The organism is Streptosporangium sp. NPDC020072, from assembly GCF_040631445.1.
Taxonomy (GTDB): domain Bacteria; phylum Actinomycetota; class Actinomycetes; order Streptosporangiales; family Streptosporangiaceae; genus Streptosporangium.
The window spans coordinates 51,355-74,108 of record NZ_JBEYAB010000002.1 but is presented as its reverse complement, the minus strand read 5'-3'; the positions used below and the strand labels follow the sequence as shown (position 1 = coordinate 74,108).

Here is a 22,754-nt window from a genome sequence, read left to right as displayed (position 1 = left end):
GCTCGCCCCGGTCGCCAAGGAGGATGACACGTGCGCGAAATGAGCCAGGCCGCCCGGGGGGTCAACTGGCTGATCACCGACTTCGTGAACAACGTCCCAGGCGTTGCCCACACGGTCGTTGTGTCGGCCGACGGCCTGCCGTTGGCGTATTCCGATGGATTCCCCAGGGACAGGGCCGACCAGCTCGCGGCGGTCGCCGCCGGGCTGATCAGCCTGACCCAAGGCGCCTCCAGGGTCTTCGAGGGCGGAGCGGTCACCCAGACCGTGGTCGAGATGCAGCGAGGACTGCTGCTCATCATGTCGATCAGCGACGGCTCCTGCCTGGCCGTACTGGCCGCGGCCGACTGCGACATGGGTCTCGTGGCCTACCAGATGACCCTGCTTGTCGAACGAGCGGGCCAGGTGTTGACACCGGCGGTCCGCGCCGAACTCCAGGCCTCACACCCCCGGTGATGGCGACGACCATAGGAGGATGCCGTGGCAGGCCGCGGCTGGCCCGGTGAGGGGGACCCGCTAGGCGGGCCTCCCTACCAGTCCATGGACGACCCCCACCGGCAACAGGGTGGTCCTTCACATCTCATGCAACCGGCGCCCGTGGAGCAGAGCTCCCTGGTCAGGCCGTACGCCGTCACCGGAGGGCGAACCGCCCCCCGGACCCAGCTCGCCATGGAGGCCCTGGTCTCCTCGGCGACGTCCGCGCACCACGATCTGTCCAACCGCACGCCGGAGTACCAGGCCATCAGCGCCCTGTGCCGACAAGTGCGCTCGGTCGCCGAGATCTCCGCGATGCTCCGCATCCCGCTCGGCGTCACCCGGATCCTGGTCGCGGACATGGCGGCTGAGGGACTGGTCCAGCTGCACCAGCCGCAACTGGACGCGGGCAAGCCGGATCTCAACCTGCTGGAAAGGGTGCTCAGTGGACTTCGCAGGCTCTAGCCGCGGCGGCGGCCTGACATCGACGAAGATCGTCGTCGCCGGTGGCTTCGGTGTGGGCAAGACCACGTTCGTGGGAGCGGTCTCCGAGATCCTGCCGCTGACCACGGAGGCGGTGATGACCGACGCCAGCGCCGGCATCGACGACCTCGGCCTCACCCCGAACAAGACGACGACCACGGTCGCGATGGACTTCGGGCGCGTCTCCCTGGACCGGGACCTGATCCTGTACCTGTTCGGCACGCCGGGCCAGCACCGGTTCTGGTTCATGTGGGACGACCTCGTGCGCGGCGCCATCGGCGCCATCGTGCTCGTCGACACCCGGCGGCTGGCCGACAGTTTCCCGGCGATCGACTACTTCGAGGAGGCCAAGCTCCCCTTCGTCGTCGCGGTCAACGGCTGGGACGGGACCTACCTGCACGGCGAGGAGGAGGTGCGCGAGGCGCTCACGCTGGCGCCGCACATCCCGATCTCGCGCACCGACGCGCGCTCCAGGGACGCGGTGAAGGCCACGCTCATCACACTGGTCGAGCACGCCCTCACCATGCGGATGGCCGTCCCCGGCTGGGGCCGCTGAGACAGTCCCGCCCGGCCGGGGCGCCCGGGACCCGAACCGCGACCGGCGGTCCCGGCGTCTCGTCATGTCCACTGTGTGTCACCGTGTGCCCACGGTGCGCCCACCGTACGCACACCGCGTGTCCATCGTGCGCCCGCTGTGTGCCCGCGGCCGTCGTGCCGTGCCCGGGTGACCCCTCAGGGACGTCCCGGCGTCCGTGCCTCCTGCCCGGTTCCGCGAGAGCGGGCGCGGTCTCCCGCGGGACCGGGCAGGGGGCACGGACGTACCGTCGCCGCCCGCGCGACCGGTACGTCGCGGGCATACCACCGTCTCGCGAGGGCGTGTTCCGCCCTCTCCAGCGGATAGGCTGGGATGTCGAGTCGCAGACCCGAGAGCGCAGAGGCTGGCCAATCACGTGTTCGAGACGCTTTCCGACCGGCTGACATCGGTCTTCTCCTCCCTTCGTTCCAAGGGGCGCCTGTCCGAGGCCGACATCGACGCGACCTGCCGCGAGATCCGTATCGCGCTGCTTGAGGCCGACGTCGCGCTGCCGGTGGTCAGGACGTTCGTGGCCCAGGTCAAGGAACGGGCCAGGGGCGCCGAGGTGTCCCAGGCGCTGAACCCGGCGCAGCAGGTCGTCAAGATCGTCAACGACGAGCTGGTCGAGATCCTGGGCGGCGAGACCCGGCGGCTTCGCTACGCGAAGAACCCGCCGACCGTCATCATGCTCGCGGGTCTCCAGGGCGCCGGTAAGACCACCCTGGCCGGCAAGCTCGCCCGCTGGCTGCGTGAGCAGAACCACACGCCGCTGCTGGTGGCCGCCGACCTGCAGCGCCCCAACGCGGTCCAGCAGCTCTCGGTCGTCGCCGAGCGCGCGGGCGTGGCGGTCTACGCCCCCGAGCCCGGCAACGGCGTCGGCGACCCGATCGCCGTGGCCCGCCAGTCGGTCGAGCACGCCAGGCGCCAGCAGCACGACATCGTCATCATCGACACCGCGGGCCGCCTGGGCATCGACCAGGAGCTGATGAAGCAGGCCGCCGACATCCGCGACGCGGTCTCCCCGGACGAGGTCCTGTTCGTCGTCGACGCCATGATCGGTCAGGACGCGGTCTCCACCGCCCAGGCCTTCATGGAGGGTGTCGGCTTCGACGGCGTCGTGCTCACCAAGCTCGACGGCGACGCCCGGGGCGGTGCCGCCCTCTCGGTGCGTCACATCACCGGCAAGCCGATCATGTTCGCCTCGACGGGTGAGAAGCTTGAGGACTTCGACGCCTTCCACCCGGACCGGATGGCCTCCCGCATCCTCGACATGGGTGACATCCTCACCCTGATCGAGCAGGCGCAGAAAACCTTCGACGAGCAGGAAGCCGCCAAGATGGCGGGCAAGCTCACCTCCGGCGAGGGCTTCACGCTCGAAGACTTCCTTGAGCAGATGATGATGGTCCGCAAGATGGGCCCCATCAAGAACCTGCTCGGCATGATGCCCGGCATGGGGCAGATGCGTGACCAGATCAACCAGGTCGACGACCGTGACCTGGACCGCGTCGCCGCCATCATCCGCTCGATGACCCCGGGCGAGCGCCAGAACCCCAAGATGATCGACGGCTCCCGCCGCGCCCGCATCGCCAAGGGCTCCGGCGTCAGCGTGACCGAGGTCAACAACCTGGTCGTCCGGTTCTTCGACGCGCAGAAGATGATGAAGCGCATGGCGGGCGGCCTGGGCATCCCCGGCATGCCGGGCGGGCGCAAGAACAAGGGCGCGCAGAAGAAGGCCGCCAAGGGTCGCAGGGTCAGCGGCGACCCGCGCAAGGCCGCACTCGGCAAGAACGCCTCCGCCGCGGCCCCCGACGCCCCCGGCGCGGGCGGCGCCCTCGGCAGGCTCGGAGCCGGTCAGCTTCCTCCCGGCCTTGAGCTCCCGCCGGGCTTCGACCCCTCGAAGTTCAAGCTTCCCGGCCAGAAGTGACCGGAGACGACCGGTTCCATCGGCGGGCCAGATGGATCTGGGTGGCCATCATGGTCGGATTCATCATCATGACGGCCCTCGAACTGCTGGGGGTGCGCCCCCGGTGAACGTCCTCTCCCGGCCTCGGGCGGGGGAGGACGGCGCTCCTTCCGGCTGAAACGGGTCCGAGGACGGCCGCCTCGCCCATGGCGGGGTTCTCGTGGTGGCCGCCCGGCGTCGCGAAGCGGGCCACACGCCCACCGCGCACGCGGATTACCGAGATTTGCCGTCCGCGTGCCGTGCGGGATGGGGCGTCGTTGGTCGGGCACCTCTGTGCGTCTGGCAGAATGACATGTTGGAACATCGTGGTCACGTGGGTGCCCTCTCACCCCCGCGTGCCGCGCCTGTCCCCTGAACGGTCCTCTCCTCGTACCCCACTCGATGAGACGCCGCTCACCCACGCTCTAATGCAGGAGAGACCACACCCGTGGCAGTCAAGATCAAGCTCAAGCGGCTCGGCATGATCCGCAACCCGCAGTACCGCATCGTCGTCGCCGACAGCCGCACCAAGCGTGACGGCCGGGCGATCGAGGAGATCGGTCTGTACCACCCGAAGGAGAACCCTTCGCGCATCGAGGTCAACGCTGAGCGTGCGGCCTACTGGCTGGGTGTCGGCGCGCAGCCGACCGAGCCCGTGCTGAAGCTCCTCAAGCTCACCGGCGACTGGCAGAAGTTCAAGGGCGAGGCCGCTCCGGCTCCGCTCAAGGTGGCCGAGCCCAAGGCCGACCGCCACGCCCTCTACGAGGCCGCGGCCAAGGAGGCGCTGTCCCTGGACAACGCCACCACGCCGAGGAAGTCCGCCAAGAAGGCGAAGGCCGACGAGCCTGCCGCCGAGGCCCAGGAAACGGCCGCGGAGGAGAAGCCGGAAGGCGAGGCCTGAGGTGCTTGAGGAGGCCCTCGAGCACCTGGTGAAGGGCATCGTCGAACATCCCGACGAGGTCCAGGTTCACGCGCGCCGCATCCGCAGCGGTCGTGTGCTTGAGGTCCGGGTCCACCCCGAGGACCTCGGCAAGGTCATCGGCCGTGGCGGCCGTACGGCCAAGGCGCTCCGCACCGTGGTGAACGCCCTGGGCGACGGCAAGTACATCCGGGTCGACCTGCTCGACCTGAACGAGGCCCGTTAGAGGTCCCTCTCCCCGGGCGTTCCGGTCCGGGGAACGGGGTCAGGCACCCACATGAGATCCACCGGCGAACGGGTCACCCACCCAGTGTGGGTGGCCCGTTCGTCTTCTCACACACCACTATCTCGGGAGGCGGGCGTGCAGCTTGTCGTAGGCCGGATCGGCCGTCCCCACGGACTTCGCGGCGAGGTGTCCGTCGAGGTGCGCACCGACGACCCGGAGCGGCGCTTCGCTCCCGGGGCCGCCATCGCCACCGACCCCGCCGCCGCGGGCCCGCTCGTCGTCCGGTCGAGCCGCAACCACGCCGGAGTCCTGCTGGTCAGGTTCGAGGGCGTCGACGACCGCGACCGGGCCGAGGGGCTCAGGGGCACCATGCTCGTCATCGACTCGGCGGACATCCCGCCCTCCGACGACCCGGACGAGTTCCACGACCACCAGCTCATCGGCCTGACCGTGCTCACCCCCGACGGGGAGCGCGCCGGTGAGGTGTCCGACGTGCTCCACCACGGGCAGGACCTGCTCGTGGTGCGCAGGCAGGGCAGGGAGGTCTACGTGCCGTTCGTCAAGGCGCTGGTGCCCGTGGTCGACCTGGAGAAGGGGCACCTCGTCGTGGACGCGCCCGCGGGCCTGCTCGACCCGGACGAGGCCGTCTGACATGCGCGTCGACATCATCTCGATCTTCCCCGAGTACTTCGCGCCGCTCGGTGTCTCCCTCATCGGCAAGGCGCGTGAGCGCGGCATCCTGGACGTGCGCCTGCACCAGCTGCGCGACTGGGCCCACGACGTACACCGCACCGTGGACGACACCCCCTACGGCGGCGGCCCCGGCATGGTCATGAAGCCCGACCCGTGGGGCGAGGCCATCGACGCCGTCCTCTCGACCGGCCAGGACGCGCCCGCCCGGATCATCGTGCCGACCCCGAGCGGGGTGCCCTTCACCCAGCGGCTCGCGATGGAGTACGCCGCCGAGCCGTGGCTGCTGTTCACCCCCGCCCGCTACGAGGGCATCGACTCCCGCGTCATGGCCGAGTACGGCACGCGGACGCGGGTCGACGAGGTCAGTGTCGGCGACTACGTGCTGGCCGGTGGTGAGGCCGCGGTGCTGGTGATGGTCGAGGCCGTGGGACGGCTGCTGCCCGGGGTGCTCGGCAACGCCTGTTCCGCCGTGGACGACTCGTTCGCGCCGGGGGCGATGGAGAACCTCCTTGAGGGGCCCGTCTACACCAAGCCCCCCGAGTGGCGGGGACACGAGGTCCCCGAGATCCTGCTGTCCGGGCACCACGGCCGGATCGCCAGGTGGCGGCGGGACGAGGCGCTGCGCCGTACCGCGAGAAACCGGCCCGAGCTGCTGGCCGCGCTCGACCCGCGGGGCCTGGACAAGCACGACCTGAAGCTCCTGGCGGAGCTGGGACAGCCCGCTCAGGAGGGCGACCACCCGGCCTGACGTGCTGATTTCCGGTCGGTCGGAGAAATATGGCAAACTGAAGCGTTGCCGCTTGCTGTCCACGGGTTGGCGCGCGCAACCGGGCGGACGGCCCGGTTCCCAGACACATCCAATTCAGCACGTGTGTCCATCGCGATGCCGCCCGCCGCGGCCGGATGAACCTCCACGTGCTCATCTAGACGAGGTACCACTGTCATGCACACGCTGATCAGCGAGATCGAGAAGGCCTCGCTCCGTTCCGACATCCCGGCCTTCCGCCCCGGCGACACGCTTGAGGTTCACGTACGGGTCATTGAGGGCAACCGGTCCCGTATCCAGGTGTTCAAGGGCTTCGTCCTGCGCCGCCAGGGCGGTGGCTCCCGTGAGACCTTCACCGTGCGCAAGGTCAGCTACAGCGTCGGCGTCGAGCGCACCTTCCCGGTGAACAGCCCGGTCATCGAGAAGATCGTCGTGGTGACCCGTGGTGACGTCCGCCGCGCCAAGCTCTACTACATGCGCGACCTGCGCGGCAAGGCCGCCCGCATCAAGGAGAAGCGCGAGGCTCGCTGACGCGCCCGCATTCGAACGTTCTGGCCCGCTCCGCCGTCGGTGGTGCGGGCCATTCGCATGCAGGAGGGTTTGACCTCCTATGGCGGACCCATAGCTGTCAGGTAACCCGGCGGGCGGCTGACCGGCGCTTTCCATCATCTAGGCTCGTCACCGATGACTAGCGAAGACCGGGAGTCCGGCGCAGCCTCGCGTCGACCTGTCGAGGACGAGGTGGGCGTGATCGCCGGAGAGACCCAGACGAACGCCGAGGGCGGCCGGGACGAGCGGGCCGATGGCGAGGGCAAGAAGAAGGGGGCCTTCTGGAAGGAACTCCCCGTCCTGATCGTCGTCGCGCTGGTGCTCGCGCTCGTCATCAAGACCTTCGTGGTCCAGGCGTTCTACATCCCGTCCGAGTCCATGGAGAACACCCTCCTGGTCAACGACCGTGTCCTGGTGAACAAGCTCGTCTACCGGGTCCGCGACATCGAACGCGGTGACGTGGTGGTCTTCTCCGGCGTCGACTCCTGGGACAGCGAGGTGAACATCGAGGAGCCGGCCAACCCCGTGGTCGCCTTCTTCAGGTGGGCCGGTTCCGCCTTCGGCGTCGTCCCGGGCGAGAAGGACTACATCAAGCGGGTCATCGGAGTGCCCGGTGACACGGTGAAGTGCTGTGACGCCCAGGGGCGGGTCACGGTGAACGGGGTGCCGCTCGACGAGAAGGCCTACCTCTATCCCGGCAACGTCCCCTCCGACAGGACCTTCAGCGTGAAGGTCCCGCCGGGCCGCCTGTGGGTGATGGGCGACCACCGCTCCGTCTCCCTGGACTCCCGCCTGCACATGGGTGACCCCGGCGGCGGGAGCATTCCCATCGACAAGGTCATCGGCCGGGCCTTCGTGATCGTGTGGCCCTTCTCAAGGGCCGAGATCATCCCCATCCCCAGCACCTTCAACCAGCCGGCCCTCAAGGCCGCCGTAGCGGCGGGGGAGGCAGTCCCCTTCGTGGCCGGTTTCGCGGGGGCCGTGCCCCTGGTGCTGTGGCGGCGCCGCCGGCGTTCGAGGCGGTAGCCGTACCCCATGACCGTGGAACCCGAGAACAGGCCCGTCACCCCCGAGGACGAGCCCTCCCCCCAGCCTGAGAAGAAGGGCTCGAAGAGGAAGAGCCTGATCGAGTCGGCGCTCCTGCTGCTGGGCGGCGTGCTCGTGGCGCTTCTGCTGCGCCTGATCGTCCTCGACTCCTTCGCCATTCCGTCGGAGTCGATGGAGAACACCCTGATCAACGGAGACCGGGTGTTCGTCAACAAGCTGTCCGGCACGCCCGATCGTGGCGACGTCGTCGTCTTCAAGGGCTGGGACGGCGAGGACACCATCAAACGGGTCATCGCGGTCGGCGGCGACACGGTGAAGTGCTGTGACGCCCAGGGGCGGATCACGGTGAACGGGGTGCCGCTCGACGAGAAGGCCTACCTCCACCCCGACGACTTCCCCTCGGGTGAGAAGTTCGAGAAGGTCGTGCCCAAGGGGCGGCTGTGGGTCATGGGAGACCACCGTTCGGCCTCCGCCGACTCCCGGACGCACGAGGAGCAGGAGGGAGAGGGCACGATCTCGGAGAAGGCGGTCATCGGCCGGGCCTTCGCGATCTACTGGCCGTTCTCCAGGGTAGGACTGCTCTCCACGCCGGAGACCTTCACCAAGCTGAGATAGCGGTACCGAATGGTCCGGATGGGGCGTACTCTCTGCTCATGGTCGCTATGTCTGCCGTGGTGCGATGACGATTGCGTTCCGTCCCACGCCCAGCGTGGTCCGGCGCGACTCAGGCCTGTACGGCTATGAGCGGGCTCTGGCACGCCGTGGCCTGGGCCCGGTGGCCGGGGTCGACGAGGCGGGCCGGGGAGCCTGCGCGGGACCCCTGGTGATCGCGGCGGTCGTCCTCGGGCGCAGGATCGAGGGGCTCGGCGACTCCAAGGCGCTCACGGCCTCCCGGCGGGAGGCGCTGTACGACCGGATCATGATGACGGCCAGGACGTTCAGCGTGGTGACGATCTCTCCGAAGGAGATCGACAGGCGCGGCCTGCACAAGTCGAACATCGAGGGAATGCGCCGTGCCGTCGCGCGGCTTTCCTTCCATCCCGGCTACGTGCTCACCGACGGCTTCCCCGTCCCCGGCCTGCCGGTTCCCTCGCTGGGTGTCTGGAAGGGGGACCAGGTCGCCGCCTGTGTGGCGGCGGCGTCGATCGTGGCGAAGGTGACGCGAGACAGAATGATGATCGCGCTCCACGAACGCCATCCCGTGTACGGCTTCGCGGAGCACAAGGGGTATGGCACCGTGGATCATCGCAGAGCACTGGAGATGTACGGTCCGTGCCCCGACCACCGTTTCTCGTTCGCGACGGTGGCGAGGTCCAGGCCGGGTGAGGTGATGGGTGAAAATGAAATGGGGGCCGGTGTCGTCTGATCAGACGGCCCGGGAAGGGCGTGCGACAGGAGGACCGGTATGAGCGCAGAGGATCTCGAAAAATACGAGACCGAGATGGAGCTGCAGCTTTACCGTGAGTACCGCGACGTCGTCGGTCTGTTCACCTACGTGGTCGAGACCGAGCGGCGCTTCTACCTCACGAACTCGGTCGATCTGGACGTCCGTACCGCCGAGAACGGTGACGTGTTCTTCGACGTGAAGATGCAGGACGCCTGGGTCTGGGACATGTATCGGCCCGCGAGGTTCGTCAAGAACGTCCGCGTGGTCACCTTCAAGGACGTCAACGTCGAGGAACTCGCCAAGCCCGACCTGGAGATGCCCAAGGAGGGCTTCTCGAACTGAGCCCGTTTGCGCCCTCCCGGTGTCTTTCGCCGGGATCTCCTCCGACGTCCTCCGCTCCGGGGGACGTCGGCTGTCCACAGAACGCCGTTCGGTCCGTCGTCTCCGGCCGGGAACGCGCATCCTCGATGCGTGAGATCCTTCCTCGTCATTCTGCTGGTGGTGCCGCTGTTCGCCCTCCCGGCGGACGGGGGCACCCGTGGCGCGTCCCCTGACACCGTCTCCGCCCGGTGGGGCCGGCCGCTCGTGGGGCGTCCCGTCGTGCTCAGGGGGTTCGACCCTCCGGCTCGGCCGTGGCTGGCCGGCCATCGGGGGGTCGACCTCGCCACGACCCCCGGTGCGGAGGTGCACGCGGCCGGTGCGGGGACGATCGGTTACGCGGGGCCGCTCGCCGGACGGGCGGTGGTGACGGTGCTTCACCCCGGCGGCCTGCGGACGACCTACCTTCCCGTCCGCCCCTCGGTACGGAGTGGCCAGCGGGTGAACCGGGGCGAGGTCATCGGCGTCGTCCAGGACGTTCCCGGCCACTGTCGTACGGCCTGCCTGCACTGGGGCCTGTTACGGGACCGCTCCTACCTCGACCCGCTCCTCCTGCTGGGACAGGGACGGGTCAGGCTGCTCCCGGTCTGGCCCGTGGGACCCCGGTGATCCGGTGCCCCGTCGGCCGGCGGATCACCCGTGCCCGGCGGCCGTGGAGACAACGGGCCGCCCATGTCCGCAAGGGGCGAGGCCGACGGGTCGCCTCGGCTTCGACGGTCAGCGGGGTGCGGTGGGGTCATCCGGGCTTGACGGGGATGCCGGAGATGACGGGGATGACGGGCATGACGGGGGTGCGGCGCGGGAAAACCCGGATGACATCGGAGCCGGAGACGGCGATCATCATGCCAGGGCGCCAGGAGACCGGCATGGCGGGAAACCGGCGCCTCAGGAGGCCGGGGTTCCGTTCTGGAACGGCGTCGTCAGAAGACCGGTATGTCGGGAAGCCCGTCTGCCGGGAGGCCGACGTGCCGGGAGACCGGTGCGTGGGCAACCAAGCGTCAGGAGTGTGATGATCCATCGGATGACCGTCGCGGGGCTGTTCCCGCCCCCGGACTACGCGCACGCGGTCGTGGTCGAGGCCGGTCAGCGGCTGGCCTTCATGGCCGGTGCCGTCCCGCTGGACGGTGACGGCGGCCTTGTCGGGGCCGGTGATCCGGTCGCGCAGACCCGGCAGGTGCTGGCCAATCTGCGGACCGCGTTGCAGGCGGCGGGCAGCGACCTGAGCCATGTGCTGTCCAGCACCGTTTACGTGGTGGCGGACACCCCCGAACCCCTCGGCCGGGTGTGGCAGGTCGTGCGTGAGTCCGGCCTCGCGGAGGGCCCGCACACCTCGACCCTGCTGGGCGTCTCGTGCCTGGGATACACCGGCCAACTCGTGGAGATCACCGCCGTGGCCGCGATTCCCTGAGCGCGGCCTCCCGGGGTAGGACGTCCGGAAAGTGACGGGAGGCGATGGAGGCCGGGGGCGACGGCGTAGGGAGACCCGGTGGGGGCGAATACGACGCCGGCATACGACAGCCATGGCTCGCCCTTCGCTGGTTTCGTCCGGGTTCCCGGTAGGGCCTCCTTGGCCTCGTGACGCGTTTCGCGCCGATCCCCCCAAGCCCCTCGTCGCGGCGAGAGGGAGTCAGCCTCCCGGTGATCTGTTCGGGCGCAACCGCCAGCCTTTCGCGACACGTTCCACGTATCCGGCGGCGGCCAGGCCGCCCAGGCAGGACAGCACGGTCTCCAGATCGACGCCCGCGGCCGTCGCTATCACGGCCGGGCCGGCTCCCGTACGGGCGGGGATGACCTCCAGGACCTGACGGGTCTCCGGGTCCAGCCGGTCACGGGGAAGCACGGGCCCCCGGACCTCGGGGGCGAGATCGTCTCCCATCACCCCGACGAGCTCGATCATCTCCGCCGGGGTGGTGACACAGACCGCGGCCCCCTGACGGATCAGCCGATGACACCCGGCCGACATCTCCGACGTCACGGGCCCGGGGACGGCGGCCACGACGCGGTTCAGCGAGGTCGCGTGTCCGGCGGTGTTCAGCGCCCCGCTGCGCACGGCCGCCTCGATCACCAGGCTTCCCCGTGACAGAGCGGCGATGAGACGGTTGCGGATCAGGAAGCGTGGCCGGGTGGGGCGGGCGCCCATCGGGCACTCGCTCACCAGGAGCCCCTGCGACCGCACGGCCGCGAACAGGTCGTGGTGCGCGCTGGGATAGGCGACGTCGGTGCCGCAGGCCAGGACCACGACGGTCGGCGCCCCGCTTTCGAGAGCGCCGCGATGAGCCGCCCCGTCTATGCCGTAGGCGCCCCCGGAGACGATGCTCCAGCCGCGCTCGCCGAGTCCGGCGCCGAACTCCGCGGCCATGTGCGTGCCGTACGGCGTGGCCGCCCTGGAGCCGACGACGGCGACGGAACGCAGGCAGGAGAAGCGGAGGTCCGCCTCCCCGTTGAGCCACAGGCCGTACGGCGCGCGCTCCTGGAGGTCGTTCAGCTGGGTCGGCCATTCGGGATCTCCCGGAACCACCAGTCTGGCCCCGAGCCGTTCTCCCGAGGCCAGGTCCTGGGCGGGATCGGCTGCTTCGAGGCGGGCCGCCCATGAGGAGAACATCCGGCCGAGCCGTTCAACGGCCCGTTCGCCGCCCGCACGGGACGAGGAACCGTGACGCCGGATCGGCGAACCCCCGGACGCGGTGAGATCACCGGGGGAGCGGCCGTCATGAGAGCCCCCCGGAACACCCGGATGGTCGCCCCCGGCGTGGGCGCCGCACGCGCCGGAAACGCTCCGGAGGTCGTGTTCTCCCGCGCCCACCCCAGGAACATCATCCGGCCCCGGACGGCCACGATCACCCCTCGCCCGGTCCAGCGACACCTGACCGGCTCGCCTCCCAGGAGGGCCGTCATGGCCGTCCAGCAGAGTGGCGCACACCCCGTGGGAGCTCTCCGGGCTGAGAGGAACGCCAGCAGCCCGGCTCTCCGGCCGCCCCGTGGCGCGTGGCCGAGGAACGCCGCTCGCCCCAGGACGGACACCGTGGCCATCCGGCTCGAAGGCGGCCCCGAAGGTGGCCCCGAAGGTGGCATCGTCATCCTCTGTCTCGTTCGTCGGCGGTTTCCCGGCGAGGTGTCCGGCGGCGCCGGGTGGGTGGGCGGCGTGATCGTTCCGATCGCCGGAGACCGGCCGGACGGAGCGGGGAGGCCGTGTGCTCGGCGGGGCAGGACGGCAGGTGTCGGCGAACCAGCGGACGAGCTCCGGATCAGGACGGCCACGGCGGATCCGCCTGACAGCGGCCTCGGCGCCGATGGTGGCGACGAGACGGCCGACCACGGGGTCGCCGGGCTCCGCCACCCGCATCAGCGTGACCCGTGCGAGACGGTCGTTCATCGTGCCTCCCCAAGCCACAGGCCGAGCGCCGCGTTGGTCTCGGTGACCTCGGGCGCGTTCTTTCCCGCGAGATCGGCGAGCGTCCAGGCCACTCTGAGCGTTCGATCGAGCCCCCGGGCGCTCAACTCTCCGCTGTCGAGACAGCGGAGCAGCGGGGCCATCGCCTTCGAAGCCGGACGGTAGCCGGTGTGCAGAGCCTGGGCCGACACCTCCGCGTTGCACCGCCACGGTGTGCCCGCGAACCGTTTCGCGGCCCGTTCGCGGGCGGCCAGGACCCGCTCGGCCACCACCCGGCTCGGCTCGATGAACCGGCGGTCGGCGAGAAGCTCACGGCGGCTGGAACGATGCAGTGTGATCTTGATGTCGACGCGGTCGAGCAGCGGGCCGGAGAGCCTGGAAAGGTAACGTCTGCGGGCCATCGGGGTGCAGCGACACGGATCGGCGGGCCCCGAGGGACGCGCGCACGGACACTGGTTGGCCGCGAGAATCAGGATGAACCGCGCGGGAAACGTCACCGAGCCCATCGCCCTGGACACCGTCACCGTGCCGGACTCAAGCGGCTGCCTGAGGGAGTCGAGAACGGTCGCCGGGTATTCGGGGGCCTCGTCGAGGAAGAGGACCCCTCGGTGGGCGAGGGAGACCGCGCCCGGCCGGATCGCCCCGCTGCCTCCGCCGATGACGGCCGCCACGGTCGCGGTGTGGTGGGGCGCGACGAACGGCGGCCGGACCAGCAGGGGGCGATCCTCGGGCAGCGCCCCGGCGACGGAGTGGATGGCGGTCACCTCCAGGGCCTGCTCGCGCTCCAGATGGGGAAGCAGGGTGGGCAGGCGCTCGGCGAGCATCGTCTTGCCGGTGCCCGGCGGCCCCAGCATCCAGAGGTTGTGCCCACCCGCGGCGCAGACCTCAAGCGCGCGGCGGGCGAAGGGCTGACCGGCCACGTCGCCCATGTCGGGGGTGCCCGCTCTTCGCTCGGTGGTGGAGGAGGCCCACGGCCGTACGGACTCGCCGGTCTCGTCCGGGGCGGGGTCGGGGGTCGCGGGCACGGTGGTCTGGTCGTCGTCGCGCAACCAGTCGACCAGCCGGCTCAGGGTGGAGACGGGGACCACCGTCACACCGGGCACGAGCGCGGCCTCGGCGGCGTTGCGGGACGGGACGACGACGGTGCGGGCACCGGCCGCGGCGGCGGCCAGCACGGCGGGCAGCACCCCTCGCAGGGGTCTCAGCGAGCCGTCCAGGCCGAGCTCACCCAGGAAGAACGGGTCGGCGACCCGCGCCACGGGCACGACTCCGGCCGCGGCCAGCAACGCGACGGCGATGGCGAGGTCGAACATGCTGCCTCGTTTGGGGAGGCTGGCGGGGAACAGGCTGATGGTGATGCGGGCGTCCGGCCAGGTGTGGCGGCTGTTGACCACGGCGGAGCGGACCCGGTCGCGGGCCTCGCTGAGCGCGGTGTCCAGCATGCCGATGAGATGCGTGCCCGCGACGCCGCTGCCCACGTCGGCCTCCACGTCGACGGGATGACCGGTCACTCCGAGCAGGGCGACGCACCGGGTGCGCGCGACGGTCACTTCTCACACTCCCTGTGATGGTCTGAGGGACATTCAGCACATCCCTCGTTCGTGACGGATGGTGAAGGCTCCGGCGAACCGTTCGAGGGCGACGACGTCGACACGGATCGCGTCGAACCGTTCGGACGGGGCGCACCGCTCGTTCCGCCATTTGGCGATGAGCCTGCGCAGGCGGGCGACCTTCTCCTCGGTCACCGCCTCGAAGGCCGTGCCGTGGGTGCGCCCCGAACGGGTCTTCACCTCGACCGCGACGAGCGTGTGGTCCTCGCGGGCGACCACGTCGATCTCTCCGTCGGAACATCGCCAGTTGCGGTCGAGAACCCGCATGCCACGGGTCAGCAGGTAGGCGACGGCGAGTTGCTCGCCGTGCCTGCCGAGATCGTCCTTCGCGGCCATGGAAACCACCTCCGGTCCCAGACCTTCGCGCAGCTCGCCCCGCCCGCGAGGGACCGAATCCGGTTCTGTGGAAAACGGCACGCGGACCGGCCGGCCTGTGGAAAACCCATACGGGAGACGACCTCGGGTGGTGTCCAGAGCCAGAACCCGCCGAAGGCCCGCGGATGGAAAGGTGAAGTGCGAGGCTTCGTCGCATGTGTGAGGAGAGAGAAGAGGTCGTCGAGGACCTCGTGCGAAGGCTGGGCGCCGAGGTAGGGGTCGAGCTGCCGCCTTTGCGGGTCAACGGCGCGGAGCCGGTGCTGCCGTCCGTCTTCCACGTCGACACGGCGGCCGCGGTCTCCGTCGGGGCCGCGACCGCCGCGGCGGCCGGTCTCGGGGGAGGAGCGGGGGCGGAGGTGGACGTCCGCGAGGCGGCGGTCGCCTTCCTGGACGAGCGCCACTTCATGATCGACGGAGTTCGTCCCGCCGGGTGGGCGGCGCTTTCCGGCGACTACCGGACCGTTGACGGGTGGGTCCGGCTGCACTGCAACTTCGACCACCACAGGGACGCGGCCCTGGCCGCCCTCGGGTTGCCCGCCGGCGCGGACGGTGAGGCCGTCGCCAGGGCGTGCGCGGGCCGTACCGCCTTCGAGGTCGAGGAGGTGGTCACGGCCGAGGGGGGATGCGCGGCCATGATGCGCAGCCGCGCCGGGTGGCGGGCCCATCCGCAGAGGGCGGCGGTCGCGCGCTCGCCGCTCGTCGGCCTGACCAGGATCGGCGACGGGCCGGTACGGGCACCGGGCGGGAGGAGGGGCAGGCCGCTGGACGGGGTGCGGGTGCTGGACCTGACACGGGTGATCGCCGGGCCGGTGGCCACCCGCACGCTCGCCGCCCACGGGGCGCGGGTGCTCAGGGTGGGGGCCGGGCACCTGCCGGAGGTGCCGGGGCTGGTGGTCGGCACCGCTTTCGGCAAGCGCTCCTGCCACCTCGACCTGAGGACCGCGCGGGGGGCGGCGGCGTTGCGTGACCTGGTCGCCGGGGCGGAGGTGTTCGTGCAGTCCTACCGGCCGGGCGCGCTGGAGGCGCTGGGCTTCGGTCCGGAGGAACTGGCCGGGATCAGGCCGGGCATCGTGTGCGTCGATCTCTCCGCCTACGGCGCGCACGGCCCGTGGGCGGGCAGGCGGGGTTTCGACAGTCTGGTCCAGATGGTGTGCGGCATCGCCCACGAGGGTGGCGGCGGGGCCGGGCCGCGCCCGCTTCCCGCCCAGGCGCTCGACCACGCCACGGGCTATCTGGCGGCCTTCGGCGCGATGGCCGCCCTGACGCGCCGTTCGCGGGAGGGAGGTTCCTGGCGGGTCGAGGTGTCGCTGGCCAGGACCGCGTTGTGGCTCGACTCGCTCGGCCGCGCCGAGGCGGAGAACGTCACAGGGAAGGGGCCGCGGGTCGCCGACCTGCTGAGCGAGATGGACAGCCAGTTCGGGAGGCTCACCTACGTCAGGGCGCCGGGGAGCGTCGACGGTGCCCGGCCGTACTGGACGAGCCCGCCACCGGGACAGGGGGAGCACCCGCCCGCCTGGTGGTGAGCGGCCCGATCCGGAACCTCCGGCGGCGACCCCGGATGACAACGCCGGATGAGGGGATGGTCCAGGGACGAGTGCATCCTGCGCGGGGGGAGGGATGGCGTGGAGACACGGGCGAGGCTGCGCCGTACGCTCTCGGTCCGGGACCTGATCGTCTACGGACTGCTGTTCATCGGGCCGCTGGCCCCGGTCGGCGTGTTCGGGGTGCTCGACGCGAGGAGCGCGGGGGCGGTCGGGCTCGTCTACGTCATCGCCACGGTGGCCATGGCCTTCACCGCTCTGTCGTACGCCGAGATGTCACGGGTCGTGCCGCGGGCCGGATCGGTGTTCGCCTACGCCTCGGCGGGCCTCGGTCAGGCGGCCGGGTTCCTCGCGGGCTGGTTGATCATGCTCGACTACCTGCTCATCCCCAGCGTGGCCTACCTGTTCTCCGGGATCGCGCTGCACGCGCTCTTTCCCGCCGTCCCCGCCTGGGCCTTCACCGCGCTGGCCTTCGCCGTGACCACCGCGCTCAACGTCTCGGGAGTACGGCTGGCCGCCCGGGTCGGCCTGGTCGTGCTGCTGGCCGAGATCGTGGTGCTGGCAATCTTCGTGGTGATGGCCGTGGCCGTGCTGGTCGCCGAGGGGCCGGTCAGGCCGTGGGCGTCGCCGTTCACCGGGGTCGGCGGGACCACGACCACCCTGGTGATCGGGGCCGTCTCGGTCGCGGTGCTGTCCTTCCTGGGGTTCGACGCCATCGCCTCGTTCGCGGAGGAGACGACCGGTGACTCGCGCCAGGTCGGCAGGGCGGTACTGCTCTGCCTGGGGGTCGCGGGGGCGCTGTTCGTGCTGCAGACCTTCCTGGCCGGCCTGCTGGCCCCGATGAGCCCGGCGGAGCTGGCCGCGGACCCCGCCACGCAGGGCACGGCCTTCTACGACGTGGTCGAGCGGTCGGTCGCCCCCTGGCTGGCGGGCCTGATGAAGGTGGCCAAGGCGGTCGGTCCCGCGTTCGCCGCGATGACCGCGGTGGCCGCGGCCGGGCGGCTGCTGTACGGCATGGCCAGGGACGGCGGCCTGCCCCGGGCGCTCTCGACGGTCGATCCGGGCTCCGGGACGCCACGGGCGGCGCTGCTCAGCGCGGGGGCGGTGACGCTGGTCGTCTCGGTCTGGGCGGCGAGCAGGCCGGACGGTCTTGACGTGCTGGTCTCGGTCGTGGACATCGGGGCGTTGGCGGCGTTCACGATGCTGCACGGCTCGGTGATCGGATACTTCAGGGTTCGCCGGGGGAGCCGTGACCTGTGGCGGCACCTGGTCGTGCCGGTCGCGGGCGGCCTCGTCGCGATCTGGATCATCATCCTGGCCGCTCCGCTCGCCAAGGTCGCCGGGCTCGTCTGGCTGGTCACCGGGGTCATCGTGTTCGCGGTGCGGAGGAACGGCCGAGGGGGGAGAGCCAGATCCACGGGATCGTGAGCGCGACCCCGGCCGCGCCGATCCACAGGACGGGGCGCAGCCCGAGCACTTGACCGAGCAGGCCGCCCGCGATGCCGCCGAGGGCCAGCACGCCCTGGACGGCGAAGGTGTTGGTCGCGTTGACCCGGCCCCGCAGGCTGGCGGGGGTCTCCCGCAGGACCACGGCGCCGAAGCAGACGGAGAAGGCGATGACGGCCGCACCGCTGACCAGCCCGCCGGCGGCCAGGGCCAGGAAGGCGGCCCACGTCGGCCCCGAGGCGGTCGCCGTGATCACGTAGTCGAGCGGGAAGACGATGACGGCGCACGCGATCACCTGGTGCTCGCCGTACTTCGCGGTCAGGCGCGGGATGAGGGCCGTGGCCGCCAGGCCGCCGACACCGAAGCTGGCGGTGAGCAGGCCGATCAGCCCCGCGGGCAGGTGAAGTTCGGCGAGCGCGTAGATCACGAACACCGCCGTGTAGGCGGCCCCGAAGAAGTTGATGACGACCCCGCAGCCGCAGAGCGTTCTGAGCACGGGGTTGCCGGTGACCGTTCGCAGACCCTCGTTGATCTCGGCCCACAGACCGCGCGGGGGAGCCGGAGTGTGGTCCTCGGGGGTCCTGATCGACCGGACGAGGAACGCCGAGGCCAGGAAGGAGAACGCGTCGGCGACGATCGCGAACGGCGCGGTGAACAACTGGACGAGTAGTCCGGCGAGGCCGGGGCCGCAGATGGAGGCGAGGGAGAAGACCGAGTGCAGGCCTGCGAGCGCCTCGGTCCGCTGCCTCTCGTCGACCACCACGGCCAGGTGGGGGAAGTTCGCCGCGCGGAAGAGCGTGGTGCCGGTGCCGACGACGAACGCCGCAGCGATCAGCCACGGCACCGTCAGCAGCCCGGCGAACCAGGCGAGAGGGATCGTGGCCATGGCCATCGCGGAGGCCGCCTCGCAGGCGACCATGACCGGCCTGTGCCTCCTGAGCCGGTCGGCGAGGGCCCCCGCCTGCAGCCCGAACATCAGGGAGGGCAGCGAGGAGGCGGCGGTGAGCAGGCCCATCTGGATCGGGGAGGCGCCGAGCAGGGCGGCGGCGGTCAGCGGCACGGCCAGCTTGGAGATCTCGGTGCCGATCTCGGAGACGGCGCGGGAGGACAGCAGCAACCGGTAGTCGCGTTGGGCGCGCAACGGAACGGTCTGGAGCACGGAGGACCACCTTCGGGGAGCAGGTGTGAAGGGAATGCTTCACAACTATGAAGGTAGTACTTCATAATTGTGAAGGCAATCCTTCACATCGAAGGGTGGGTACGGTTTGCACATGACCCAGGAACGTGAGCCGCTCACCGATCCCGTGGCGATGCGCGCCCTCGCCCACCCCGCGCGGCTGGCGATCCTGAACCGGCTCCAGGTCGAGGGGCCCGCCACCGCGACCGAGGTCGCCGAGGTCGTCGGGATCACCCCGAGCGCGGCCAGCTACCACCTGCGCATGCTCGCCAAGTACGGCTTCGCCGAGGACGCGCCGCCCAGGGGCGACGGCAGGGAACGGCTCTGGCGCAGCTCCTCCAAGAGGATGTCCGTCACCCGGAAGCCGGAGGACGGTCCCGAGGTGCGAACGGCCAAGGACCTGCTGATCAAGGTCATGCGCGACCAGGCCGCCGAGGAGGCCGCCCGCGCCCTGGCGGCACTGGATCGGGAGCCCAGGCACTGGCTTGAGGCGACGGCGTTCTCCCGCACGATCCTGCTGGTCGACTCGGAGGAGCTGGGGGATCTCAACCGGCGGATCGACGAGCTGCTCGCCCCCTACCGGCTCACCGCGCGCAGCCGGGACGAGGCCCCCGCGGACGCCAGGGTCGCCGAGGCGCAGGTCAACCTCTTCCCCAGGGCCGTACGGCGGCCGCACGGCCTTCCCCGCGACGCGTGAGGGGCCGCCGACGCGCCGAGGTCAGCGGGATGCCCGGCTGAGGGTACAATTTTCGATGGCCTGTGTCTCACGGGCCGACTTCGCATGCCCCATCAGGAACCACATCCATCGGTCCGGGTGAGAACCCGGCTGGAGGCGGTTCGGAGCATCAGGGCGACGGTCGCGGACCGTCGCGTCAACCGAGAACAGCGCCCAGAGATGGGTGCTCCGACCTGGAGGACAATCACATGTCCACCCCCGTCGTCACCATGCGGCAGCTGCTTGAGAGCGGCGTCCACTTCGGTCACCAGACCCGTCGCTGGAACCCGAAGATGAAGCGCTTCATCTTCACCGAGCGCAACGGCATCTACATCATCGACCTGCAGAAGTCGCTGTCCTACATCGACAGGGCCTACGACTTCGTCAAGGAGACCGTCGCGCACGGCGGCACGATCATGTTCATCGGCACGAAGAAGCAGGCGCAGGAGGCCATCGCCGAGCAGGCCGCCCGCGTCGGCATGCCGTACGTCAACCAGCGCTGGCTGGGTGGCATGCTCACCAACTTCTCCACCGTGCACAAGAGGCTCCAGCGTCTGAAGGAGCTTGAGGAGCTCGACTTCGACAACGTCGCCGGCTCGGGGCTCACCAAGAAGGAGCTCCTCATGCGCCGCCGTGAGAAGGAGAAGCTGGAGCGCACCCTCGGCGGTATCCGTGACATGTCCCGCGTGCCCAGCGCGGTGTGGGTCGTGGACACCAAGAAGGAGCACATCGGGATCAGCGAGGCCCGCAAGCTCAACATCCCGGTCGTCGCGATCCTCGACACCAACTGCGACCCGGACGAGGTCGACTACCCCATCCCGGGTAACGACGACGCCATCCGCGCCGTCGGTCTGCTGACCCGCGTCGTCGCCGACGCCGTCGCCGCCGGCCTCATGGCCCGCGCGGGCGCCAACCGCGGTGACGACAAGCCGGCCGTCGCCGGTGGCGCCGAGCCGCTGGCCGAGTGGGAGCAGGAGCTGCTCGCGGGCGCCGAGGCCACCGCCGCGACCGAGGCCGCCCCGGCCGCTGAGGTCACCGAGACCGCCGAGGCCACCGAGGCTGAGGCCGAGGCCGCCGCCCCGGCCGCCGAGGACGCCGACAAGCAGGCCTAGGCCCACCTCGTACGGCCCGGCCGTACGACCCGCAAGGCTCTTTCACGGGTGGGTGCGCCAGCGCGGGGCACCCACCCGATCCACGACGATTCCCACGAGGAAGAAGACAATGGCTTCCGTGAACATGGCCGACGTCAAGCGGCTTCGTGAGCTGACCGCCGCCGGCATGATGGACTGCAAGAAGGCTCTTGAGGAGTCCGAGGGCGACTTCGACCGCGCCGTCGAGCTCCTGCGTCTCAAGGGCGCCAAGGACGTCGGCAAGCGCGAGGCCCGCACCGCCTCCAACGGCCTGATCGCCCTCAAGCAGGACGGCGACTCCTCCGCCGCGCTGCTCGAGCTCAACTGCGAGACCGACTTCGTCGCCAAGGGCGAGCGCTTCCAGGAGCTCGCGGCCCAGGTCGTCGAGCACATCCTGGCCACCAAGCCGGCCGACGTGCCCGCCCTGCTCGACTCCGAGCTCGGTGGCAAGTCCGTCAAGGAGCAGCTGGACGAGGCCAACGCCGCGCTCGGCGAGAAGATCGAGATCCGTAGGTTCGCGGTCCTTGAGGGCGGCTTCATCGGCGCCTACATGCACAAGACCGACCCGCAGCTGCCCCCGGCGGTCGGCGTGCTGGTCCAGCTCGACACGGCCAACGCCGAGGTCGCCAAGGACATCGCGCAGCACGCCGCCGCGATGGCTCCGAAGTACCTCGACTCCGCCGCGGTCCCCGCGGACGTCATCGAGAAGGAGCGCGCGCTCTTCGAGGAGATGACCCGCGAGGAGGGCAAGCCCGAGGCTGCCATCGGCAAGATCGTCGACGGCCGCATCAACGGCTGGTACAAGGACTTCACCCTGCTTGAGCAGGCTTTCGTCAAGGACAACAAGAAGTCCGTCGGCAAGTTCGCCACCGAGAACGGCGTTCAGGTCCAGGCCTTCGTCCGCTACAAGGTGGGCCAGGCTTAGGCTTGACCCAGCTTCTCTCACCAGAGCGTTAGAACAACGAGGAGGCCGCCGCCGTGCAGGAGAAATCAGACCCCGCTACGTCGGCGGTTTCGTCGTACGCGGGCCCGCTTCGCTGGAAACGCGTCATGTTGAAGCTCTCCGGTGAGGCGTTCGCCGGGGGCGAGCCGCTGGGCATCGACCCCCGCGTCGTCGGGCAGCTGGCCGACTCGATCGCCGAGGCGGTCCGCGAGGGCGTCCAGGTCTCGGTCGTGGTCGGCGGCGGCAACATGTTCCGCGGTGCGGCGATGTCCGAGCGCGGCATGGACCGGGCCAGGGCCGACTACATGGGCATGCTCGGCACGGTCATCAACTGCCTGGCCCTCCAGGACTTCCTGGAGAAGCGCGGCATCGACACCCGCGTTCAGACGGCGATCACCATGCAGCAGGTCGCCGAGCCCTTCCTGCCCCGTCGCGCCATCCGCCACCTGGAGAAGGGGCGCGTGGTGATCTTCGGGGCCGGACTCGGCTCGCCGTTCTTCTCGACCGACACCTGCGCCGCCCAGCGCGCGCTTGAGGTCGGCGCCCAGGCACTGCTCAAGGGAACCCAGGTGGACGGTGTCTACGACGCCGACCCCAGGAAGAACCCCGACGCCGTCAGGTTCGACCACCTCGAATATGGTGAGGTGCTGACCCGCGGTCTCGGTGTCATGGACGCCACCGCCATCAGCCTCTGCATGGACAACGGCCTGCCCATCGTGGTCTTCGACCTCATGGGCGAGGGCAACATCCTGCGGGCCGTACGCGGTGAGAAGATCGGCACGCTGGTGAGCCCGGCAGGGAAATAGGGAACGAGCCTGACGGAGCGAGCGGAGCGGTGGGCGACGTAGGAGTCTCCCGTGAAGTGAGTGAGTCGGGTGAGTGACCTGGAGGTAGGGAACGAGCCTGACGGAGCGAGCGGAGCGGTGGGCGACGTAGGAGTCTCCCGTGAAGTGAGTGAGTCGGGTGAGTGACCTGGAGGTAGGGAACGTAC

At 70.3% G+C, this 22,754-nt stretch carries 25 protein-coding genes; 21 read left to right on the top strand and 4 right to left on the bottom strand.

Annotated features, from left to right (window positions below):
• The first annotated feature begins 39 nt into the window (after window positions 1-39).
• The 15 genes from ABZ470_RS03655 to ABZ470_RS03585 all read left to right on the top strand — a co-directional run bounded on the left by ABZ470_RS03655 (window position 40) and on the right by ABZ470_RS03585 (window position 10,843).
• On the top strand, window positions 40-453 hold the full coding sequence (locus ABZ470_RS03655) for a roadblock/LC7 domain-containing protein (RefSeq protein ID WP_197048434.1): 414 nt from the start codon (window positions 40-42) through the stop codon (window positions 451-453).
• 126 nt (window positions 454-579) lie between these two features.
• Window positions 580-936, top strand: a complete 357-nt coding sequence (locus ABZ470_RS03650; protein WP_352009535.1) for a DUF742 domain-containing protein — start codon at window positions 580-582, stop codon at window positions 934-936.
• Window positions 937-949: 13 nt separating this feature from the next.
• Complete coding sequence (locus ABZ470_RS03645; protein ID WP_031158879.1) at window positions 950-1,510, top strand: ATP/GTP-binding protein; 561 nt, start codon at window positions 950-952, stop codon at window positions 1,508-1,510.
• Window positions 1,511-1,904: 394 nt separating this feature from the next.
• A complete protein-coding gene (ffh, locus tag ABZ470_RS03640) occupies window positions 1,905-3,452 on the top strand; it encodes a signal recognition particle protein (RefSeq protein ID WP_352009534.1) in 1,548 nt (515 codons plus the stop codon).
• Window positions 3,453-3,918: 466 nt separating this feature from the next.
• Complete coding sequence (rpsP, locus tag ABZ470_RS03635) at window positions 3,919-4,371, top strand: 30S ribosomal protein S16 (RefSeq protein ID WP_352009533.1); 453 nt, start codon at window positions 3,919-3,921, stop codon at window positions 4,369-4,371.
• 1 nt (window position 4,372) lies between these two features.
• Window positions 4,373-4,615, top strand: a complete 243-nt coding sequence (locus ABZ470_RS03630) for an RNA-binding protein (RefSeq protein WP_184713302.1) — start codon at window positions 4,373-4,375, stop codon at window positions 4,613-4,615.
• 135 nt (window positions 4,616-4,750) lie between these two features.
• The gene (gene rimM / locus ABZ470_RS03625) at window positions 4,751-5,266 is read left to right on the top strand and encodes a ribosome maturation factor RimM (protein WP_352009532.1); all 516 of its coding nucleotides are present in this window, start codon (window positions 4,751-4,753) and stop codon (window positions 5,264-5,266) included.
• Between the two features lies 1 nt (window position 5,267).
• Complete coding sequence (gene trmD, locus ABZ470_RS03620) at window positions 5,268-6,056, top strand: tRNA (guanosine(37)-N1)-methyltransferase TrmD (protein ID WP_362909738.1); 789 nt, start codon at window positions 5,268-5,270, stop codon at window positions 6,054-6,056.
• A gap of 195 nt (window positions 6,057-6,251) precedes the next feature.
• Window positions 6,252-6,605, top strand: coding sequence for a 50S ribosomal protein L19 (gene rplS, locus ABZ470_RS03615; protein ID WP_352009530.1), 354 nt, complete (start codon window positions 6,252-6,254; stop codon window positions 6,603-6,605).
• Window positions 6,606-6,758: 153 nt separating this feature from the next.
• Window positions 6,759-7,649: a signal peptidase I gene (lepB, locus tag ABZ470_RS03610; RefSeq protein WP_362909735.1), complete on the top strand. Its 891-nt coding sequence runs from the start codon at window positions 6,759-6,761 to the stop codon at window positions 7,647-7,649.
• A 9-nt stretch (window positions 7,650-7,658) separates the two neighbouring features.
• Window positions 7,659-8,285, top strand: a complete 627-nt coding sequence (gene lepB / locus ABZ470_RS03605) for a signal peptidase I (protein WP_352009528.1) — start codon at window positions 7,659-7,661, stop codon at window positions 8,283-8,285.
• Between the two features lie 64 nt (window positions 8,286-8,349).
• Window positions 8,350-9,036: a ribonuclease HII gene (locus tag ABZ470_RS03600; RefSeq protein ID WP_362909733.1), complete on the top strand. Its 687-nt coding sequence runs from the start codon at window positions 8,350-8,352 to the stop codon at window positions 9,034-9,036.
• A 39-nt stretch (window positions 9,037-9,075) separates the two neighbouring features.
• Window positions 9,076-9,399: a DUF2469 domain-containing protein gene (locus ABZ470_RS03595; RefSeq protein ID WP_012888569.1), complete on the top strand. Its 324-nt coding sequence runs from the start codon at window positions 9,076-9,078 to the stop codon at window positions 9,397-9,399.
• Window positions 9,400-9,528: 129 nt separating this feature from the next.
• Window positions 9,529-10,044, top strand: coding sequence for a M23 family metallopeptidase (locus ABZ470_RS03590; protein ID WP_362909731.1), 516 nt, complete (start codon window positions 9,529-9,531; stop codon window positions 10,042-10,044).
• Window positions 10,045-10,444: 400 nt separating this feature from the next.
• Complete coding sequence (locus tag ABZ470_RS03585; protein ID WP_352009524.1) at window positions 10,445-10,843, top strand: RidA family protein; 399 nt, start codon at window positions 10,445-10,447, stop codon at window positions 10,841-10,843.
• Between the two features lie 219 nt (window positions 10,844-11,062).
• On the opposite strand, the gene dprA is transcribed toward ABZ470_RS03585, so the two are convergent.
• The 3 genes from dprA to ABZ470_RS03570 all read right to left on the bottom strand — a co-directional run bounded on the left by dprA (window position 11,063) and on the right by ABZ470_RS03570 (window position 14,772).
• The gene (gene dprA, locus ABZ470_RS03580) at window positions 11,063-12,037 is read right to left on the bottom strand and encodes a DNA-processing protein DprA (RefSeq protein ID WP_352009523.1); all 975 of its coding nucleotides are present in this window, start codon (window positions 12,035-12,037) and stop codon (window positions 11,063-11,065) included.
• A 767-nt stretch (window positions 12,038-12,804) separates the two neighbouring features.
• Window positions 12,805-14,376 carry a YifB family Mg chelatase-like AAA ATPase gene (locus ABZ470_RS03575; protein ID WP_352009522.1) on the bottom strand — a complete coding sequence of 524 codons (1,572 nt, stop codon included), beginning with the start codon at window positions 14,374-14,376 and terminating at the stop codon, window positions 12,805-12,807.
• Window positions 14,377-14,409: 33 nt separating this feature from the next.
• The gene (locus tag ABZ470_RS03570; protein ID WP_352009521.1) at window positions 14,410-14,772 is read right to left on the bottom strand and encodes a YraN family protein; all 363 of its coding nucleotides are present in this window, start codon (window positions 14,770-14,772) and stop codon (window positions 14,410-14,412) included.
• A gap of 194 nt (window positions 14,773-14,966) precedes the next feature.
• On the opposite strand from ABZ470_RS03570, the gene ABZ470_RS03565 reads away from it, so the two are divergent.
• Window positions 14,967-16,334, top strand: a complete 1,368-nt coding sequence (locus tag ABZ470_RS03565; RefSeq protein WP_362909729.1) for a CoA transferase — start codon at window positions 14,967-14,969, stop codon at window positions 16,332-16,334.
• 99 nt (window positions 16,335-16,433) lie between these two features.
• Window positions 16,434-17,780, top strand: a complete 1,347-nt coding sequence (locus ABZ470_RS03560; protein ID WP_362909727.1) for an APC family permease — start codon at window positions 16,434-16,436, stop codon at window positions 17,778-17,780.
• On the opposite strand, the gene ABZ470_RS03555 is transcribed toward ABZ470_RS03560, so the two are convergent.
• Window positions 17,719-18,957, bottom strand: coding sequence for an MFS transporter (locus ABZ470_RS03555; protein ID WP_362909725.1), 1,239 nt, complete (start codon window positions 18,955-18,957; stop codon window positions 17,719-17,721). The genes ABZ470_RS03560 and ABZ470_RS03555 overlap by 62 nt on opposite strands.
• A gap of 112 nt (window positions 18,958-19,069) precedes the next feature.
• Between ABZ470_RS03555 and ABZ470_RS03550 the strand changes: the two genes are divergently transcribed.
• The 4 genes from ABZ470_RS03550 to pyrH all read left to right on the top strand — a co-directional run bounded on the left by ABZ470_RS03550 (window position 19,070) and on the right by pyrH (window position 22,569).
• Window positions 19,070-19,672, top strand: a complete 603-nt coding sequence (locus tag ABZ470_RS03550) for a winged helix-turn-helix domain-containing protein (protein ID WP_352009517.1) — start codon at window positions 19,070-19,072, stop codon at window positions 19,670-19,672.
• A gap of 227 nt (window positions 19,673-19,899) precedes the next feature.
• On the top strand, window positions 19,900-20,802 hold the full coding sequence (gene rpsB / locus ABZ470_RS03545; RefSeq protein WP_352009516.1) for a 30S ribosomal protein S2: 903 nt from the start codon (window positions 19,900-19,902) through the stop codon (window positions 20,800-20,802).
• 109 nt (window positions 20,803-20,911) lie between these two features.
• The gene (tsf, locus tag ABZ470_RS03540; RefSeq protein WP_352009515.1) at window positions 20,912-21,745 is read left to right on the top strand and encodes a translation elongation factor Ts; all 834 of its coding nucleotides are present in this window, start codon (window positions 20,912-20,914) and stop codon (window positions 21,743-21,745) included.
• A gap of 53 nt (window positions 21,746-21,798) precedes the next feature.
• Window positions 21,799-22,569, top strand: coding sequence for a UMP kinase (gene pyrH, locus ABZ470_RS03535; RefSeq protein ID WP_352009514.1), 771 nt, complete (start codon window positions 21,799-21,801; stop codon window positions 22,567-22,569).
• Window positions 22,570-22,754 lie beyond the last annotated feature (185 nt).

Excerpts from the sequence above, each read along its gene's own strand:
- ABZ470_RS03655 (WP_197048434.1), top strand. The coding sequence starts at position 40 with ATGAGCCAGGCCGCCCGGGGGGTCAACTGGCTGATCACCGACTTCGTG.
- ABZ470_RS03650 (WP_352009535.1), top strand. The coding sequence starts at position 580 with ATGCAACCGGCGCCCGTGGAGCAGAGCTCCCTGGTCAGGCCGTACGCC.
- trmD (WP_362909738.1), top strand. The coding sequence starts at position 5,268 with ATGCGCGTCGACATCATCTCGATCTTCCCCGAGTACTTCGCGCCGCTC.
- rplS (WP_352009530.1), top strand. The coding sequence starts at position 6,252 with ATGCACACGCTGATCAGCGAGATCGAGAAGGCCTCGCTCCGTTCCGAC.
- lepB (WP_362909735.1), top strand. The coding sequence starts at position 6,759 with ATGACTAGCGAAGACCGGGAGTCCGGCGCAGCCTCGCGTCGACCTGTC.
- lepB (WP_352009528.1), top strand. The coding sequence starts at position 7,659 with ATGACCGTGGAACCCGAGAACAGGCCCGTCACCCCCGAGGACGAGCCC.
- ABZ470_RS03600 (WP_362909733.1), top strand. The coding sequence starts at position 8,350 with ATGACGATTGCGTTCCGTCCCACGCCCAGCGTGGTCCGGCGCGACTCA.
- ABZ470_RS03595 (WP_012888569.1), top strand. The coding sequence starts at position 9,076 with ATGAGCGCAGAGGATCTCGAAAAATACGAGACCGAGATGGAGCTGCAG.
- ABZ470_RS03585 (WP_352009524.1), top strand. The coding sequence starts at position 10,445 with ATGATCCATCGGATGACCGTCGCGGGGCTGTTCCCGCCCCCGGACTAC.
- dprA (WP_352009523.1), bottom strand. The coding sequence starts at position 12,037 with ATGTTCTCCTCATGGGCGGCCCGCCTCGAAGCAGCCGATCCCGCCCAG.
- ABZ470_RS03570 (WP_352009521.1), bottom strand. The coding sequence starts at position 14,772 with ATGGCCGCGAAGGACGATCTCGGCAGGCACGGCGAGCAACTCGCCGTC.
- ABZ470_RS03565 (WP_362909729.1), top strand. The coding sequence starts at position 14,967 with ATGTGTGAGGAGAGAGAAGAGGTCGTCGAGGACCTCGTGCGAAGGCTG.
- ABZ470_RS03550 (WP_352009517.1), top strand. The coding sequence starts at position 19,070 with ATGACCCAGGAACGTGAGCCGCTCACCGATCCCGTGGCGATGCGCGCC.
- rpsB (WP_352009516.1), top strand. The coding sequence starts at position 19,900 with ATGTCCACCCCCGTCGTCACCATGCGGCAGCTGCTTGAGAGCGGCGTC.
- tsf (WP_352009515.1), top strand. The coding sequence starts at position 20,912 with ATGGCTTCCGTGAACATGGCCGACGTCAAGCGGCTTCGTGAGCTGACC.